15 protein-coding genes are annotated in these 16,952 nt (G+C 65.7%); 7 read left to right on the top strand and 8 right to left on the bottom strand.

Translation table 11 applies throughout. The features are described 5' to 3' along the window. Positions 1-2: 2 nt before the first annotated feature. The 6 genes from ACFWO8_RS10390 to ACFWO8_RS10365 are packed head-to-tail and all read right to left on the bottom strand — an operon-like array spanning position 3 to position 6,339. On the bottom strand, positions 3-1,103 hold the full coding sequence (locus ACFWO8_RS10390; RefSeq protein ID WP_378947360.1) for an MlaD family protein: 1,101 nt from the start codon (positions 1,101-1,103) through the stop codon (positions 3-5). Then, positions 1,100-2,095, bottom strand: coding sequence for an MCE family protein (locus ACFWO8_RS10385; RefSeq protein WP_378947357.1), 996 nt, complete (start codon positions 2,093-2,095; stop codon positions 1,100-1,102). The genes ACFWO8_RS10390 and ACFWO8_RS10385 overlap by 4 nt, the downstream gene beginning before the upstream one ends. Continuing rightward, positions 2,092-3,117: an MCE family protein gene (locus tag ACFWO8_RS10380; protein ID WP_378947354.1), complete on the bottom strand. Its 1,026-nt coding sequence runs from the start codon at positions 3,115-3,117 to the stop codon at positions 2,092-2,094. Before ACFWO8_RS10380 ends, ACFWO8_RS10385 begins: the two co-directional genes overlap by 4 nt. Next, complete coding sequence (locus ACFWO8_RS10375; protein ID WP_378947351.1) at positions 3,114-4,610, bottom strand: MCE family protein; 1,497 nt, start codon at positions 4,608-4,610, stop codon at positions 3,114-3,116. The genes ACFWO8_RS10380 and ACFWO8_RS10375 overlap by 4 nt, the downstream gene beginning before the upstream one ends. A gap of 7 nt (positions 4,611-4,617) precedes the next feature. Continuing rightward, a complete protein-coding gene (locus tag ACFWO8_RS10370) occupies positions 4,618-5,481 on the bottom strand; it encodes an MlaE family ABC transporter permease (protein WP_378947348.1) in 864 nt (287 codons plus the stop codon). A 3-nt stretch (positions 5,482-5,484) separates the two neighbouring features. After that, entirely contained in the window at positions 5,485-6,339 is an 855-nt protein-coding gene (locus ACFWO8_RS10365; RefSeq protein ID WP_378947345.1) for an MlaE family ABC transporter permease, read from the bottom strand. A gap of 490 nt (positions 6,340-6,829) precedes the next feature. On the opposite strand from ACFWO8_RS10365, the gene ACFWO8_RS10360 reads away from it, so the two are divergent. Further along, positions 6,830-7,498 carry a S1 family peptidase gene (locus ACFWO8_RS10360; RefSeq protein ID WP_378947342.1) on the top strand — a complete coding sequence of 223 codons (669 nt, stop codon included), beginning with the start codon at positions 6,830-6,832 and terminating at the stop codon, positions 7,496-7,498. 60 nt (positions 7,499-7,558) lie between these two features. Here ACFWO8_RS10360 and ACFWO8_RS10355 read toward each other — a convergent pair whose 3' ends face one another. Together ACFWO8_RS10355 and ACFWO8_RS10350 are read right to left on the bottom strand one after the other, a co-directional pair. Next, positions 7,559-9,010 (bottom strand): MFS transporter, encoded by a 1,452-nt coding sequence (locus ACFWO8_RS10355; protein WP_378947339.1) that lies wholly within the window; start codon positions 9,008-9,010, stop codon positions 7,559-7,561. 34 nt (positions 9,011-9,044) lie between these two features. Further along, complete coding sequence (locus ACFWO8_RS10350; RefSeq protein ID WP_378947332.1) at positions 9,045-9,644, bottom strand: hypothetical protein; 600 nt, start codon at positions 9,642-9,644, stop codon at positions 9,045-9,047. Positions 9,645-9,900: 256 nt separating this feature from the next. Here ACFWO8_RS10350 and ACFWO8_RS10345 point away from each other — a divergent pair, with 256 nt between their 5' ends. From ACFWO8_RS10345 to ACFWO8_RS10320, 6 genes are all read left to right on the top strand, one after another. Next, positions 9,901-11,061, top strand: coding sequence for a serine hydrolase domain-containing protein (locus ACFWO8_RS10345; protein ID WP_378948194.1), 1,161 nt, complete (start codon positions 9,901-9,903; stop codon positions 11,059-11,061). A 36-nt stretch (positions 11,062-11,097) separates the two neighbouring features. After that, entirely contained in the window at positions 11,098-12,435 is a 1,338-nt protein-coding gene (locus tag ACFWO8_RS10340; RefSeq protein ID WP_378947329.1) for a cytochrome P450, read from the top strand. A 317-nt stretch (positions 12,436-12,752) separates the two neighbouring features. After that, entirely contained in the window at positions 12,753-13,643 is an 891-nt protein-coding gene (locus tag ACFWO8_RS10335) for a L,D-transpeptidase (RefSeq protein WP_378947326.1), read from the top strand. Positions 13,644-13,793: 150 nt separating this feature from the next. Further along, positions 13,794-14,705 carry a carbohydrate ABC transporter permease gene (locus ACFWO8_RS10330; RefSeq protein WP_378947323.1) on the top strand — a complete coding sequence of 304 codons (912 nt, stop codon included), beginning with the start codon at positions 13,794-13,796 and terminating at the stop codon, positions 14,703-14,705. Further along, on the top strand, positions 14,702-15,568 hold the full coding sequence (locus ACFWO8_RS10325; RefSeq protein WP_378947320.1) for a carbohydrate ABC transporter permease: 867 nt from the start codon (positions 14,702-14,704) through the stop codon (positions 15,566-15,568). Before ACFWO8_RS10330 ends, ACFWO8_RS10325 begins: the two co-directional genes overlap by 4 nt. Positions 15,569-15,589: 21 nt before the next feature. Further along, complete coding sequence (locus tag ACFWO8_RS10320; RefSeq protein ID WP_378947315.1) at positions 15,590-16,918, top strand: ABC transporter substrate-binding protein; 1,329 nt, start codon at positions 15,590-15,592, stop codon at positions 16,916-16,918. The last annotated feature ends 34 nt before the right edge of the window (positions 16,919-16,952 follow it).

Raw genomic sequence — 16,952 nt, 5'->3', positions numbered from 1 at the left:
GTTCATTTCGTCAGTCCGAGCAGTGCGGCGGTGAGCCCGTAGTCGGGGCCGAAATCCTGGACGTTTCCGGAGCGGCAACCATCGGCCCGCATCTGGATCCGCTCACAGAACACGCTGACGATCTCGCCCGAGAGAGCGGTACCGATCAGCGCGTGCAGGCGGACGAAGCCCTTTTCCTTGTTGATGGCGCCGTCGATGTTCTGCATGAGCAGCGGCACCACGTCGACGATCTCGACCAATGCGCCCGAGTTGGCCCGCAACTGGTTGGTGACGGTGGTCAAGCCGGTGAGCGAGGCGGCCAGTTCTTCCTGATGTCCGGCGAAGGTCGTCGAGGTGTTGTTCAGGAACTGGTTGAGCTGGTCGAGCGTGGCCTGCAGACCGGGTGCCTGCTCGGCGAGCAGGCCCGACATGGCGGTCATCCGGTCGCTGAAGTCGCGCACCGACTGATCGTTGTCGGCCAGCATCGTCGTCAGCTCGTTGAGCTTGATGATGATGTTGGAGATGGCGTCCTTGTTGTCGACACCGACCTTCAACGCACCCGAGAGCGCGTCGAGGGTTTCCCTGATCTTCTGGCCGTTGCCGTTGAGCACCGGGTAGAGCACCCGGCCCGACAGCGGGCCGAGACCCTCCTGGCCGGGTTCGGGCTTCAGGGCGGCGGCGAACTGGTCGATGGTCTTGATCATCGTGTCCAGCTCGACCGGTGTCCTGGTCCGCGCCTTGGGCAGGTGATCGCCGGACTTCAGTGTCTCACCGCCGGTGAAAGGCGGGCTGATCTCGATGTGCCGGTTGGTGACGATCGACGGCGAGATGATCGCGGCGATCGCTTCCTTCGGAATCTTCGTGCCCGCGTCGATGGTCATGTGGACCTCGACGTAGGTGCCCTTCGGCACGATCTTGTCGACCTCGCCCACCGCGAGGCCGAGGACCATGACCTCGTTGCCCTCGAACATGCCCGCGATGTTCTCGAAGTCGGCGGTGATCTTGGTCGAGCGGCCGAGCGCGTCGTCGAACTGGCTCGGCAGCAGCGAGCAGCTACCGAGGGCCAGCGCGGTGGTGGCGATCATCATCGTCCGCGCGATGCGGAGCTTGTTGGTCAGTTTCATCCTTGGCACCCCTGGATCACCTGAACGAAGCACAGCCAGTTGTCCGGGAACAACCACGGCAGTGCGACCGAACCGTAGTTACCGTTGCCGAGCGCGTTGTTGAAGTAGCGCGCGGTGGGCTGACCGATCTGCAGCAGCTTGTCGAGATTGTCCTTGTTCTTCTGCAGGCCCTCGGCCATGGTGTTGAGCTGGCTGATGGTGCCGCCGAACTGGTCGCCGTTCTGGGCGCCGATCTCCTCCAGCTGACGGGTCAGCGTGGCGACGTTGTCCAGCAGCTGGCGCAGCAGACTCTGCCGTTCCATCACCCGGTTGGCGATGGCCTCGCCCTGGGTGATGACGAGCAGGATCGAGTTGCGGTTGTCGGCGAGCAGCTGCGTGACCCGGTTGAGGTCCTTGAGCAGGCTGTCGACCTCGCCCTTGCGCTGGTCGACGACCTTGGCGACCGCGCCGACGCTGTCGAGCGCCTGGGCAACCAGCTCCGGCGAATCGCCGAGCTGGGAGTTGATGGTGTTGAGTGAGGCGGCGAGCTTCTTGGTGTCGAGCGCCTCGAACTTCGGCGTACCGACCTGCACCACATCGGCGATGTCGTACGGCACGTCGGTGTTGCTGCGCGGGATCGTCTTGTCCTTCAGGCCCGATCCGTCGCCGGGCGTCAGGTCGACGTAGCGCGCGCCGAGCAGGGTCGCCATCTTGATCGCGGCGTGCGCGTCGGGACCGAGCTTCACCGAGCTGTCCACGTCGAGGGTGATCACCACGTGATCGCCCGCGAGCTTCGCACCGGAGACCGTACCGACCTGCACACCGGAGACCGCGACCTTGTCACCGGTCTTGATGCCCGCGGCCTGCACGAATTCGGCGTCGATGGACTGCTTTCCGAGCCCGATCAACCCGAAGATGCTCGAACCGACCAGCAGCAGCACGATGCACAGCGCACCGACCACACCCAGCCAGAAGTTGCGGTTACCGACGAAGGCTGACTTGATCTTGCTCATCTGCACACCTCGGAGTGGCCGTTGCCACCGATCTGGCTGAACAGACCGCGCGGGAACAGAACCCCGTACAGCGAGATGTCCAGACCACACAGGTAGGCGTTGGCGTGGGTGCCTTCCGATGTCATCCGGCCGAGGTCGGCGAGCATCGAAGGCATGTCGATCGCGACCTGGTCGAGCTTGGCGCCGTTGGCCAGCAGCAGATTCAGCGCCGCGGTGGTCGAGTTCTGGGTCGCCGCCAGCTTCGGCTGGATCTTGGTCATCATCCCGACCAGGGCGGTCGTCGAATCGGCGAGGGTAACCGTGGACGCCTGCAGCGACTGCCCCTGGTCGTAGAGTCCGCCGATCAACGCCCTCGTCTGGGTAACCAGGGTCTCCAATTCATCCCCTCGCTTTGCCAACCCGGCCATCACACCGGACAGGTTGGTGATCACGTCGGACAAGATCGCGTCGCGACGCTGGAAATCGGTGGCCAGCTGGGCCGCCTGAATGATGAACGCCGACAGCGAAACCCCGTCGCCCTGCAGCGCCTGGATCAGGGTCTCCGACATCGCGTTGACCTCGGCGGGCTCGAGCGCCTGGAACAGCGGCTGGAAACCGTTGAGCAGGGCCGAGATATCGAACGAGGGCTCGGTGCGCTCGAGCGGAATGGTGGAACCGCTCTTGAGCGCCTCCGGGCTCGGTGCCGCGCCCGGGGTCAGCGCGACATAGCGCTGACCGATCAGGTTCTGGTACCTGACCAGGGCCTTGGTGTCGTTGAACAGTGTCTGGTCGCTCTGCACGATGAACGACACCTTGGCGTCGTTCTTGCCGTCGAGCTCGATGTTCTCGACCTTGCCGACGCGCACGCCGGCCATCCGGACATCGTCACCGGGCCGCAGCCCGAGGACGTCAGTGAAGATCGCGGTGTACTTGCGGGTGTCACCGTCGACCGTGCGGGCCAGTGTGTTCCACACGACCACGGTGACCAGCAGTGAGACGAGCGCGAAGATACTGAACCCGATCAGTGGCTTGCGGATACTCATGCGCCACCCCCGTTTTCGGACACTTGCAGGGTTCCGCCCTTCAAAATCGGACCGAGCAGCAGATATTCGGACGCGTTCGGCTTGCGACCGAGCAGCTGAGTCATCGCCGCGTCACCGGTGTAGGAGATCGGTGTGGCGGCAGGCACCGTCGCCGGAGCGGGCGCCGCGGCCGGAGCGGCCGCGGGAGCGGGCGCACCACCCAGCCCGGGCAGACCCGGAATCTGGATCGACGGGACGAGGCCCTCGAGCGGCGTGCCTTGGAACGGCTTGATCTCGGTGCCGTCGGCCGTATGCATCGGCGCGACACCGGGACTGGTCAGACCCGGAATATCGGGCATGCCGGGCAGCGAGACCAGCGGCGGTAGGCCGGCGGCCGCGTCGAGCTTGCGCGGACGCAGGTTGTCCGGAATCGGCGGCAGGGAGACCTCAGCCGGTGCGGTGAAGCAGCTCGGGCCGAGCAGGTCGCCGTAGCGCGGGCAGTCGGCGGCGGTGTTGGGCTTGTACGGCGTCAGCGTGATGCCGGCGTTCCACACCATCTGCTTACCGCTCGGGCCACCGTGGAAGGTGGTGTTGAGCTGAGCCAGCGAGGGACCGAAGACCTGGAAGGTCCTGGTGATCGACGCGGGGTCGGCGGCCAGCGCACCCAGGGTGGCGTTCATGCCGACCGTAGCTTCCTTGCCCACATCGGGATTCGATGCGAACAGGTCGTTCACCCGGTCAGTGGTGGCGCTCGCACCGGCCAGCAGCGCGATCAGCTGTTCACGCTTGGTGGCGATGGTGTTCGCGGTCTGCACCGAGGAGCCGAGCACGTTGAGCAGTTCCGGCGCCGACTGGTTGAGCGCGTGCGCCGAGTTGGCGAAGTTGTCGAGCATGCCGCCCAGGTTCGGGCCCGCGTCAGCGACCGTGGTGAGCCAGTGGTCGAGGCGCTGGATGGTCGAGCCGGGGACCCGGCCGCTGCCGTCGAGTGCCTGGGTGAGCGTGCCGAGCACGCGTCCCAGCTGCACCGGGTCGACCTCGTTGAGGATGTCGCGCACCGTGGTGAGCGTGTCCTGCAGCGCGATCGTGCCCTGGCTGCGGTCCTCGGCGATCTGCGAACCTTCCTTCAGGTGCTGGCTGTTCGCGCCGTTGTAGACCAGCTCGACGGAGGTGACCGCGAACAGGTTGGACGGCACCACGCGTGCGGTGACGGTGTTCGGGATGCCGTCGGCGAACTCGGGCTTGAGCTCGATGTTCACCTTCTGCTCGCCGCTCTTGCGGATATCGACGTTCTTCACGACGCCGACGAGCAGGCCGCGGAACTTCACGTCGGCATTGGACGGTAGGCCGTCACCGGTGGTCGACAGGTTCGCGACCACATTGACCTTCGGGACGAAATATCCCTGGTACCTGGCGGTGAGGAAGCCGAGGATGATCGCGAAGACGATCAGACCGGAGATACCCGCCACGTACAGCTGTTTCATGGTGGGCCCGCGCCCACTCGGATCGATGATCATCGCGCCCCTACCCCGAGATCCTGATGCCGGGGTCGATGCCCCAGATCGCCAATGTCATGACGAGGTCGGCGAACACGACCAGGATGATGCACATCTTGATCGCGCGGCCGGCCGCAACGCCGACGCCTTCGGGACCACCCGAGGCGAAGAAGCCGTAGTAGCACTGGATGAACGTCGTGATCATGACGAAGATAATCGCCTTGAGCAGCGAGTAGAGCACGTCCACCGGTACCAGGAATTGGTAGAAGTAGTGCGAGTAGGTGCCCGATGCGGTACCGCCGATCAACTGCACGGTGACCGAGCAGGACAGGTATGCCATCGCCAAGCCGAGGCAGTACAGCGGCACGATCGCCATCACCGCGGCCATCATCCTGGTGCTGACCAGGTAGGGCAGCGGGCGGATGGCGATCGATTCGAGCGCGTCGATCTCCTCGGAGATGCGCATGGCGCCCAGCTGAGCGGTGAATCGACAGCCTGCCTGGGTGGCGAAGGCCAGTGCCGCCAGCAGCGGGCCGATCTCACGGGTGGTGGCGAAGGCCGAGATCGCGCCCGTGAGGGGGCTCAACCCGAGCAGGTTCAGCGAGGTGTGGCCCTGAATAGCAACCAGCATGCCGCCGAAGGCACTGATGATCAGGATGACGCCGATGGTGCCACCACCGACGACGATATTGCCGTTACCCCAGGAGACGTCGGAAAGCAGACGCCAGATCTCCTTCGGGTACTGCTTGAAGGCCAGCGGGATGGAGCCGACCGAACGCAGGAAGAAGAAGACTTGGTGGCCCAGGCGCGCGAGCAGGCCGCCGGGCGCCTTGCCCGCCTTCTTGAGCGTGTTCAGCGGCCGCAATAGCGGCGGTACGTAAGTAGATGACATGGCTCAGACCACCTGGGGAGGGAAGACGACGGCGTAGATCTGGGTGATCACCACGTTGACACCGAGCAGCATGACGGTGGAGCTGACCACCGCGGAGTTCACCGCGTTGGCGACGCCGCCGGGGCCACCGCGCGCGTTGAGGCCGCAGTCGCAGGCGATGATCGAGGCGATCAGACCGAAGATGACCGACTTCAGCAGCGCCACCGCCAGGTCGCGGGTGACCGCGAACGAAGCGAAGGTGCTCATGTAGGAGCCGGGCGTACCGCCCTGGGCGAAGATGTTGAACATGTAGCCGGTGAGGAAGCCGACGAAGACAACGAAGCCGCAGAGCAGGAAGCTGACCAGCATCGCGGCGCCGAGGCGGGGAGCCACCAGGCGGCGCAGCGGGTCGACACCCATGACCTTCATCGCGTCGATCTCTTCACGGATGGTGCGCGAGCCGAGGTCGGCGCAGATGGCCGAACCGACGGCACCCGCGATCATCAGCGCGGTAACCAGTGGGGCGCCCTGCTGAATGATGCCGAGGCCGTTGGCCGCGCCGATGAACGAAGTGGCACCGACCTGACCCGCGACCGCGCCGACCTGGATGGAAACGATCACCGCGATCGGGATGGCGACCAGCAGTGTCGGCGCCGCGGCGACACTGGACATGAACGCGGACTGCCGAACGAACTCATCGAAAGGAAAACGCCGACGGAAGATCGCGACGAACAACTCCGTGATCGCTTCGATACCCATCGTGATCTGTCGACCGAAGGTTTCCAGCGACTTCTTCGGATGGTCGTCCCAAAGGCCCTTCGTCCAGTCGGCAGCCTCACTGACTCGTGAACGTGTGGGCGGACTCTCGGTCGACTGCACTGCATAACCCCTCTCGACGCCGGACCCTCAACGCCCCGGCGACTTGTTTGCTTGACGCACCTTACTACGGAGTAGCCCAGAACACATCACCGACATGTGAGCGCAGTCATAGATAGAGGTCACTGTCCGAAACGGCTATGAAACCGGCCATAGCGGACCCTACAGTCCGTAATTCCGGGATTCCAGGGATTACGCGCGAAGGCCTATTCCCGCACGGTTTCCCCGTACCAGCGGTCGCGGTAAAGGAATATTGCGGAAGTTTGTCATTCATAACGAAACCCTCTTCGAATTATCCGAACACATCACGCGAGAAACACGAACGACGCGCTGCGGCAAGATTGCAATAGGGAATCGCTATGACAGCGCCTGCTCGGCGGCGCGCGCGACTCGCCCAGCAAACGCACCGGTCCGGAGGCGCGCCCGGGACCGAATACAGGCACGATAGACAGACCGTATTGATATCGTCCGAACTTCCGACATCTGGAGGGACATGTTCAGCAAACTCGCCAAGGTGGCCAACACCGCCTTCGCTCTAGCCCTCGGTGCAGCTCTGCTCGGCACCGGTGCGGCACACGCGCAAGCAGGCCCCCCGGTGATCGGCGGCGGCTCCGGCATCGTGATCGACAACGCGTTCGAGTGCACCGTCACCACGGTCGGACACGACGGCGCAGGCAGGCTGGTCGGCCTGACAGCGGGTCACTGCGGCGACGCCGGGGCCACCGTCAGCGCGGAGGTGGATCGCGGCTACGGCGAGATCGGCCGGTTCGTACACAGCGATGCCGAACTCGACTACGCGGTCATCGAGTTCACGCCCGGCCGGATCACCCCGGTCAACCGGATCGGCAACGTCACCATCACCGGTATCGGCGGGCCAGCGCAGTTCCCGACGATCGTCTGCAAGGAAGGCCGGACCACCGGCAACACCTGCGGCATCACCTGGGGCGACGTCTTCGCGACCAACACCGAGACCTGGTCGCAGATGTGCGTGGTCGAGGGCGATTCCGGCGCGCCGGTCGTGGTCGGCTCCACCCTGGTCGGCATGGTCAACGCCTACCTGGCCCTGGCCTGTGTCGGGCCAGAGGTCGGGACGAACATGAACTCGATCATGGACGACATCAACGCCCGCGGCGGTGTCGGTACGGGTTTCCACCCGATCTAGCGCCTTTCAACTCCCCGGATGTCGAGCGGGTCGCGTGGTTGTCCACGCGGCCCGATTTTGTTATGTGGCAAGTGATTTCGGCGCGATCGCGGGTCCGTCGGCGCCCGCGCAGTGCGGCAGGCAGTCGACACGTTCGGGCTGTGGCGGCTGACGCGGCACGCGAAGCAGAACCGCGGCGATCCCCGCGCCGATCAGGAGCAGCAGCGCGCACCAGCGCATCGCGGTGTCGAAGCCGGCGGCGAAGGCCACCGGATTGTCGAACGCACCGGACAACCCGGCCAGCCCGGGCAACGCCGCCACGGCGAGTAGCTGTGCCGTTCGCGCGACGGCGTTGTTCACCCCGGACGCGATGCCTGCCTCGCCCGCGCGCACCGCGGCGAGCACCGCGCCGGTCAACGGCGCTACCAGCACCGACAGCCCGAGCCCGAAGACGAATACGCCGGGCAGCACATCGGTGAGATAGACCGCGCCGGGTCCGATCCGCTGCAGCGCGAACACCCCGCCCGCGGCCAGCAGCGGACCGATCGTCATCGGAATCCGCGGCCCGTGCCGCTGCGCCCACCGTCCCGCCGGTGCCGAGAGCACCAGCATCAGCAGCGTGACGGGCAGTCCCGCGGCGCCCGACGCCATCGGCGAGTACCCGGCGACCAGCTGCAATTGCAGGACCAGCAGGAAGAAGACGCCACCGAGCGCGGCATACACGAGCAACGTCACCAGATTCGCCGCCGTGAACACCCGCGACCGGAACAGCGACGGCGGTACCAGCGGATTCCGGCTGCGCAGTTCCACCAGCACGAAACACACCAGCGCGGCCACCCCGACCGCGACCAGCACGACCCGGGAATCGATGAGCCCCAGCGTGAGGGCGCCGAGCCCGAGGGCGACGATCACCGCGCCGGGCACGTCGATCCGCGCGGGCGCCTCCGGATCACGACTCTCCGGCACGTATTTGAGCGTGACGACGGCGACGACCAGCGCGAGCGGCACATTGAGCAGGAAGATCGCCCGCCAGCCGACCAGATCGATCAGCCCACCACCGAGCAACGGCCCGAACGCACCGGCCACCCCGCCGAGACCGGACCACAGTCCGATCGCACTGCCCTGATCGCCTCGATCGATCGACGCCGAGATCAGCGCCAGACTCCCCGGTGTGAGCAGCGCGCCTGCCACGCCCTGCAGCAACCGCGCGCCGACGAGCATCTCGATGTTCACCGCGACCGCGCACAACAGCGAGGTGATCGCGAATCCGATGATCCCCCAGATGAATACCCGGCGCCGGCCGAGCCGGTCGCCGAGCGAACCGCCGAGCAGGATGAACGAGGCGAGGGTGAGGGTGTAGCCGTTGACGGTCCACTGCAACCCGGCGACATCGGTGTGCAGTGATTCGCCGATGCGTGGCAGCGCCACGGAGACGACGGTGGCGTCCAGCGACGCCATCGAGGAGCCGAGGATGGTGGCGAGCAGAATCCACCGGCCCGTGGCCGAGTTCAGCCGAACCGTCTGGGGCACCACCCCAAACTAGCCGCCACCGGCGTCTTTCGTCGGACTACAGGCTCTCCACGCAGACGACGACACGGCGCTCGGCGTATTTGAAGCCCGAATCGGCGGCGTCGGGGCAGTCGTCGACGCTGTCGGAGTCCTTGTTGATCGTGATCACCTTGACCGGTTCGGTCCCGCCCTCGCTGCACTCGATGCGCTTGGGTTCGTCGCCGCCCACGTCGATGCAGCCGCCGATGACCCAGTCGATGTCGAGGCACAGCGCGCCGGTCTCGATGCCGTTGAGCGTCTCGGCGTAGAAGTTGTCGCGGTCGCCGACGCAGCCGTTGCTGGTCTTGGCCTTGGCGATGACCTTGTAGTTCGACGAGCGGCTACCGCACGCGGCCTTCTCGATGGTCGCGTCGTTGACCGTGCCGCCGAGCGACACGCAGTCCCCGATATTGGCCTGGAAGTCGGTCTTGCCGCCCTTGCTCGACGTCGGCGCCGGCTTGGTGGTGGTCGACTTGCCCGGCTTGGTGGTCGGCGTCGCGGTGCTGGTGGCGGGGACGACGTCGATCGCGGGCTGGGCGTAGCCGTCGATCTTGCCACCGCAGGCGGTCGCGACCAGCGCGGTTACCGTGATGGCGAGCGCGCCGACGAACCGTCCCACTACCTTGCGCCGACCCGATCGAGCATGCGACCGCGACGGTGCGGAGGGTCGGCTCTGGTGCAAATCTGCGAACACCCATTGTGAATACACCACCGGAGCCACCCCCGTCGACTCGAGTCCGATCGCCGGGTCACTGCGATACCCTTGGGATTCCGGTCGCCACGTGCGGCGCAGGCCCCCGATCGTGTATCAGGAGGTCACCGTGAGTAGTACTCCAGCACCAGTACCGACCGGCGATTTCGCGGCGCCACGGCAGATGGTGGTCGATCCGCGCTTCATCCGTCTCGCCGATCATTTCTTCGGGATGTTCGCCCAGCCCAATCGCGGTGGCGGTGCGCTGGCCATCTATCTGGACGGCAGCCCGGTCGTCGATATCTGGGCCGGCTGGGCGGCCAAGGATCAGCGCTGGACCGGCGAGAACGTCGCGCTCACCTTCTCCACCGGCAAGGGCGTCGCCGCCACCGTGCTGCATCGGGTGGCCGAGCGCGGGCTCATCGATTACGAGGAGCCGGTGGCCACCTACTGGCCGGAGTTCGGGGCGCACGGCAAGGACGACATCACCGTGCGTGACGTGCTGTCCCATCGCGCGGGCCTGCACCGGGTGCGCGGGCTGGTGCCCGGTCGCGAGGGCATTCTCGACTACGACGCGGTGGTGACCGCCCTCGCCGAGAGTCCCGCCGACCCGCGCCGTCTCCGTACCTCGGGCTATCACGCGATCACCTTCGGCTGGCTGGTGGCCGAGATCGTGCAGCGGGTCACCGGCGATCCGTTCACCGAGGTACTGCGTCGAGAAGTGGCGCGGCCCTTGGGAATCGACGAGTTCTGGTTCCAGGTGCCGCCGGGCGAGCGGTATCGGATCGCGAAGATCTTTCCGCATCTGGCGCCACCGGGAATCCGCTGGAACACCGCGTCGTCGGTGCTGTCGTGGGTGCGGCCCGCGCGCGGGCTGGCCGAGGCGGGCATGCCGGAGGGTTTCGACGAACTCGTCCGCGATCCACGGGTGCACGATGCGGTGATGCCCGGCTGGAACGGGGTGTTCTCGGCGCGGGCGCTGGCCAGGATGTACGGCGCACTCGCCAACGACGGGCAGGTGGGCGAGGTGCGGTTCCTGCGGCCTGAGACGATCGAGACGATCAACCGGACCCAGCAGACCAGCAGCCGCGACTATGTCCTCGGACTACCGCTGCGATTCACCCTCGGCTATCACCGGCCGGTGCTGATGACCAAGCAGCAACCGCGCAATGCCTTCGGTCACTACGGTGTCGGCGGTTCCGGTGCGTACGCCGATCCCGATCTGGGAATGTCGATCGCGTTCGTCACCAACCGGCTGGGCGGGGCCCTCACCGCGCTCGGTGACGCACGCTTGGCCAAGTTGGCGGCGATCGCGCAGGGGACCGTGCGCACGGCCCGTTCCTGATCGAACCACCGGGAGGAGCCCGCCGTAGTAAAGGACATGAGTTCGCTGAACCCCGCGCCCGCCGCGCCGCGCTTGTCGTTGCTGCACGGCCTCGCCGCTGGGCGGGATTTCGGCGGTTACCTGCGACGACGCGCTGCCCGCAGTGATCCGTTCGCGGTCGGGTTCCCCGGGTTTCCGGCGGTGCTGTTCACCGGAACGGCCGAGGGGGCGCGCGAATTGTTCCGGGCGCCGGTCGCTCTGCTCGAGCCGCCGCTGCCCAATCCGATCGAGCCGATGGTCGGGGCAGCGTCGCTGATTCTCAGTTCCGGGACACGGCATCGCACGGATCGCGCGCTGCTGGCGCCCGCGTTGCACGGTGCGCGGGTGCGGTCGATGGAGAAGGTGATCCGGGATGTGACGCTGAACGAGATCCATTGTGGCGCAGATGGTCCCTGGCGAATCGGCACTCGGATCGATGCGCTCATGGCCGCGCGCACGATCACTCTGCGGGTCATCCTCGCCACGGTGTTCGGGTCCGATTCCGATCGTGAGGCCGAATACGGCGGTGTGGTAACCGATTTCCTCGCCGCGTTCACCACCCCACTCATGGTGGCGCCCGTATTACGCCGTGGCATAGGTGGTTTCGGTCCGTGGGAGCGGTTCACCGCAGCGCGGGCGCGGCTGGACGAGCTGCTCCTGGCCGACATCACCCGCCGACGCCGCACCGGCCCCGCCGGCGGCGACCTGCTCGACCTCCTGCTCACCACCCGCTACGACGACGGCAGCACCCCCACCGACACCGAACTGTGCGAACAGCTACGCACGCTGCTCGTCGCGGGTCACGAAACCACCGCGACCACCCTGACCTGGGCGCTCTACCACCTGCACCGCGAACCCGGCCTGCTCACCCGCCTGCTCGCCGAGCTACCCACCGCAGGCGACGACCCCGCCGAACAGGCCCGGCTACCACTGCTCGACGCCGTCTGCCAGGAAACCCTGCGCCTGCACCCCCCGGTACCGATCGTGTTGCGCACACTGACGGAGCCGCTGCGCTGGCGCGGAGTCGACGTGGCGGCGGGCGCCACCATCGGCCTTGCCGTCGGCGTACTCCACCGCCAGCCCGCCACCTGGCCCGCACCGCACCTGTTCCACCCCGACCGATTCCTCGATCGCACCGTCACCCCGTTCGAGTTCGCGCCGTTCGGCGGTGGTCACCGGCGATGCATCGGCTCGACGCTGGCCGACCACGAGTTGCGGATCGTGCTCGCGACGCTGCTGACCGAGGTCCGGTTGACCCTCGAGCCCGCACTGGCACTCGGTCGCCGACCCCGCACGGTGCCCCGCAATATCGCGACCGCGCCGGATCGGGCGATCCACTTCACACGGACCGGGTGATCTGCCTCACGTGACGTTTGAGAGTCACACCCCTGTGCTTCCCGGCTGTTCGTGCGCACCGCTATCGACTCGCCGCTGTGAGCGCGGCGTTTGACGAAAGCCGATGAATAACACCGCGTTATGTGACGCGCGGCACATAGTTGCCGCTCTGTTATCACCGCGCAACGCGGCTGGCACCTGTCACCTGGTGCGGGTAGTAATGGAGGGTCAGGGTCGGGGAAGTCGTTACCCCGTAGAGACCCGTTGCGGCCTCTGCGTCAAAGAGAACGAGCGTCACTGAGTAGATCTCGCGCGCCGCACGCGGAACGAGAGATGGAATGGACGAGAAACCTATGCACTACCAGGCAAATATGCGGCAATCGCACTGGCTTCGCCGGGGTCTGCTGCTGTCGGCAGCGATCGCAGCGACCGGCGCGTTGATCGCCGTGCCCGCGCAGGCTCAGCCGAATCTGCCGTTCTTCGACGGCGGTTCCAGCCAGCCCGCGGTGAACGAGCCCGCGCAGCAGGCGCCCTTCGCGCCGCCGAACATCAACATCGCCGACGGCGAGACCGTCGGCGTCGCGCAGCCGATCATCATCACCTTCAAGGAGCCGGTCGAGGACCGCGCCGCCGCCGAGCGGGCCATCAAGGTCACCTCGAGCACGAACGCGCCGGGCTACTTCTACTGGACCTCCAGCAAGCAGGTCCGCTGGAAGCCCGCCGAGTTCTGGCCCGCCAACACCAACGTGACCGTGGTCGCGGGTGGCACCACCAGCGCGTTCCACATCGGTGACGCGTTCGTCGCCACCGTCGACGACGCCACCAAGATGATCGTCGTGACGATCAACGGTGAGGTCGTGCGCGAGATGCCGACCTCGCTCGGCAAGCCCGGCTACGAGACCCCCAACGGCACCTACATCGTGGGTGAGCGGCTCGAGAAGATGACGATGGACTCGTCGACGTACGGCGTGCCGGTCACCGATCCCGAGGGCTACAAGCTCGAGGTCGAATACGCGACCCGCCTGTCCAACAGCGGCATCTTCGTGCACGCCGCCCCGTGGTCGGTCGGTCAGCAGGGCTACTCCAACGCCAGCCACGGCTGCCTCAATGTGAGCACCGAGGACGGAAAGTGGTTCCTGGAGAACACCCGTCGCGGTGACGCGGTCGTCATCACCGGCACCAAGGGCGGAACCCTCAGTGCGGGCGACGGTCTCGGCGACTGGAACTGAGCAAAACCCGCTGAACAAAACCCGAACAATACGATCAATCCCGGTCGTGTTGTTCGGGTTTTTGCTGTAATCGGTGCTGTGTGCCCGATGTTCAGGAAATCGGCGGGCAGGGTTAACCAACGGTTCGCCATGCGCCGTAAAGCTGCCGCGGTGCGAAAGAGTCCAGAGCGGGTGCTCCCCGGGAGAAACCGTCGGTGGCAGGACTACGCACTGTTCGCCGTACTCGTGGTGCCGAACCTGGCGCTGCTCACCCTGTTCGTTTACCGGCCGCTTGCCGATAACATCCGGCTATCGTTCACCGACTGGAACATCGCCGATCCGGTGGCGAAATCGGTCGGGTTCGACAACTACATCGAATGGTGGCAGCGCGACGACTCATGGAAGGTCGTCAGCAATACGGTGATCTTCACCGTGTCGGCTGTCGTGGTGAGCATGGCGCTCGGTCTCGCACTCGCCATGTTGCTCGATCGAAAACTGTTCGGACGCAATGTAGTCCGCTCGGCTATTTTCGCGCCATTCGTGATTTCGGGCGCGGCGATCGGCGTAGCTTTTCAATTCATCTTCGATCCGAGTTTCGGTCTGGTACAAGATGTTCTGCACCGGCTCGGCGTCGACAATGTTCCGGATTTCTACCAGGACCCGGAGTGGGCCCTGTTCATGGTGACGCTCACCTACATCTGGAAGAACCTGGGCTATGCCTTCGTGATCTATCTGGCCGCGTTGCAAGGTGTGCGCGCCGAATTGCTCGAGGCGGCCGAAATGGATGGTGCGAGCAGCTGGACTCGATTCACGAAAGTTCTTCTGCCCCAACTTCGTCCGACTACCTTCTTCCTGTCGATCACAGTGTTGCTCAACTCCCTGCAGGTCTTCGACATCATCAATGTGATGACGCGCGGCGGACCGCTCGGCAACGGCACGACGACGATGGTGTTCCAGGTGTACGAGGAGTCGTTCCGCAATTTCCGGGCCGGCTACGGCGCCACCGTGGCCACGATCATGTTCGTGGTGCTGCTGGTGGTCACCTTGGTCCAGGTGCGTGTGATGGATCGAGGCGAGCGATGAAACATGTAGGGCCCGAGACGCTTTCGTACAGGCGACGCGAACGCGCCGTCACCCTGCTCGGCTACGCGGCGATGGTGTGCGTGTTGATCATCGTCGGGGTCCCGCTGTTCTGGATCCTGATCACCTCGCTCAAGGACCGCTCCGACATCTACACCCAGCCCGCGGTCTACTGGCCGCACAGCTGGCATCCGGAGAACTACACCCACGCCACCACCACGGTGCCCTTCTGGACGTTCCTGCGGAACTCGCTGATCGTCACCGGCGTGGTGTCGGCGGTGAAGTTCGCGCTCGGTGTGTTCAGCGCGTACGGGCTGGTGTTCCTGCGCTTCCCCGGCAAGAACATCGTGTTCCTGGTGATCATCGCGGCGCTGATGGTGCCCAACCAGATCACAGTGATCTCCAACTACGCGTTCATCGCGCAGCTGGGCTGGCGAAACACCTTCCAGGGCATCATCATTCCGCTCTGCGGCGTCGCCTTCGGCACCTTCCTGATGCGCAACCACTTCCTGTCGCTGCCCGGTGAGGTCATCGAGGCGGCGCGGATGGACGGCGCGAACTGGTGGCGGCTGCTCACCAAGGTGGTATTGCCGATGTCGGGGCCGACGATGGTGGCGTTCGCGGTGGTGACGCTGGTCAACGAGTGGAACGAGTACCTCTGGCCGTTCCTGATGGCCGATTCCGCCGACGTCGCGACACTGCCGGTCGGCCTGACCCTGCTGCAGAACACCGAGAACCCCAGCGTCACCAACTGGGGGCCGGTGATGGCGGGCACCGTGCTCACGATGCTGCCGATCCTCATCGTCTTCCTTGCCCTGCAACGTCACATGATCAAGGGCCTCACCTCCGGTGCGGTCAAGGGCTAAATCTCGAACAGGAGTTCGCCAGTGTCCAACTCACGATTCCCGGCGCTGAGTCGCCGTGGCTTCCTCGGCCTGACCGGCGGCGTTGCCGCTGCCGCAGCCCTGACCGCGTGCGCGGGCACCGGCGGCGGGTCCGGCGATTCCGGCGACGCCAACACCATCACCTTCTGGTCCAATCACCCCGGCACCTCCAAGGAGCTGGAGCTGGAGCTGATCAACCGCTTCCAGGCCAAATACCCGGATCTGACGGTGAACCTGGTCGACGCGGGCAAGAACTACGAGGAGGTGGCGCAGAAGTTCAACGCCGCGCTCACCGGTGGTGAACTGCCCGATGTTGTTGTGCTGTCGGATGTCTGGTGGTTCAACTACGCGCTGAGCAAGGCCATCGAGCCGCTCGACGGGCACTTCGGTGCCGCCGGTGTGCAGCTGGGCGACTACGTCGACTCGCTCGCCGCCGACTACCTGTTCGACGGCAAGCACTACGCGCTGCCGTACGCCCGCTCGACGCCGCTGTTCTACTACAACAAGGACGTCTGGGCGAAGGCCGGTCTGCCCGACCGCGGCCCGAACTCCTGGCAGGAATTCGATGAGTGGGGCCCGAAGCTGCAGTCCCTCGTCGGCGCCGACAAGTTCGCGCACGCCTGGGGTGACGCCAAGAACTACCTCGGCTGGACCTTCCAGGGCCCGAACTGGACCTTCGGCGGCGCCTACTCCGATCAGTGGAAGCTGAAGTTCACCGATCCGGGTTCGATCGCCGCGGCCACCTACCTGCGCGACTCGATCAACGTCAAGAAGTACGCCGCGATCCGCCCGCAGATCGCGGTCGACTTCGGCACCGGCGTCGCCGCCTCGACCATCGCCTCCACCGGCGATCTCAAGGGCATCAAGAAGAACGCCGACGGCAAGTTCGAGGTCGGCACCGCGTTCCTGCCGCACCCGAACGGTCCCGGCGTCACCACCGGCGGTGCTGGCCTCGCCGTGCCGTCGCGCATCTCGGATGCCCGAAAGGTGAACGCGCTCAAGTTCATCGAGTTCATCACCAACGCGGCCAACACCGCGTACTTCACGCAGAACACGGGCTACATGCCGGTGCGCAAGTCGGCCGTGACCGACCCCAGCGAGATCGACTTCCTGGCGAAGAACCCGAACTCCAAGGTCGCGATCGACCAGCTGTCGGTGGCGAAGTCGCAGGACTACGCCCGCGTGTTCGTGCCCGGCGCCGACCAGATCATCGGCACCGGTTACGAGCAGATCGGCCTCCAGAATGCCGATCCGGCAACGGTTCTCGCGAAGGTCGCCGCCGACGTGCAGGCGATCATCGACCGGCAGATCACGCCCAAGCTGCCCAAGTAGATCCCCGCGGGCCGGTGGTCGCTTGTGATCGCCA

The sequence above is a fragment of the Nocardia sp. NPDC058480 genome (assembly GCF_042720495.1).
In the GTDB taxonomy this organism is placed as follows: domain Bacteria; phylum Actinomycetota; class Actinomycetes; order Mycobacteriales; family Mycobacteriaceae; genus Nocardia.
This window is presented reverse-complemented; position numbering and strand designations above follow the sequence as displayed.